The sequence below is a fragment of the Arcobacter sp. genome, from assembly GCF_050300555.1.
Lineage (GTDB): Bacteria > Campylobacterota > Campylobacteria > Campylobacterales > Arcobacteraceae > Arcobacter.
Genome location: NZ_JBNKXY010000170.1, coordinates 1 through 660 on the forward strand (window position 1 = coordinate 1; position 660 = coordinate 660).

Consider the following 660-nt stretch of genomic DNA (forward strand, 5'->3'; position numbering starts at 1 on the left):
TTTATACTCGTTGATCGATTTCAACCCATAACTTGTAGAAAAGATTAAAAACGTTTTAGATGAATCCAGTTTCCAAATTTGCGTTAAAGAAAAATATACTCGTTGACTAGGCTTAGATACAAATTTTAGAGAGCTTATAGCAGGTTTGCCTGTTCTAGTATATTTAAGAAAAATTTCAACATTATCATTATTCTTAGAAGAAATCTTATAACCAGTAATGAAACCTTCATTCCACAATATTTTTAGAAATGATTCACAAATATTCTTTCTGGGCCCCGTCACAACACTTTTTTTAGCCATCTGACCATTTCTTATGCTAGTAAGCATATTCCATAAATGGTTTTTCATTATACAAAAATGTTTGAAGGCAGATTTGAACTGCCGACACAAGGATTTTCAGTCCTTTGCTCTACCGACTGAGCTATTCAAACAAGGACTTAGAATTATTAATGCAATGCTTCGCTATCGTTCAGATAAATTGCAGTTAAAGTAATAAATACATAAGCTTGAATGCAAGCTACACCTAATTCTAAACCCATTAATACCACAAGGACTGCAAGCGGCACAAGAAAAGCAATTGACTTTAGGTTTTCAACTAGTAACATATTCCAAGAAAAACCCACGATTACTTTTAATAGACTGTGCCCTGCCATCAAATTA

Annotated in this window: 2 protein-coding genes and 1 tRNA gene; all 3 read right to left on the reverse strand. The window is 32.9% G+C overall.

All coding sequences use genetic code 11. From position 1 onward, the window contains the following. A partial coding sequence (locus ACQY5W_RS13205; protein ID WP_428025439.1) for an uS8 family ribosomal protein occupies window positions 1–348 on the reverse strand: 348 nt, incomplete at its 3' end. A 10-nt stretch (window positions 349–358) separates the two neighbouring features. Further along, a tRNA-Phe gene (locus ACQY5W_RS13210) sits at window positions 359–431 on the reverse strand. 15 nt (window positions 432–446) lie between these two features. Beyond that, window positions 447–660 (reverse strand): F0F1 ATP synthase subunit A (locus tag ACQY5W_RS13215; RefSeq protein WP_428025440.1); only part of this gene is annotated, 214 nt, incomplete at its 5' end.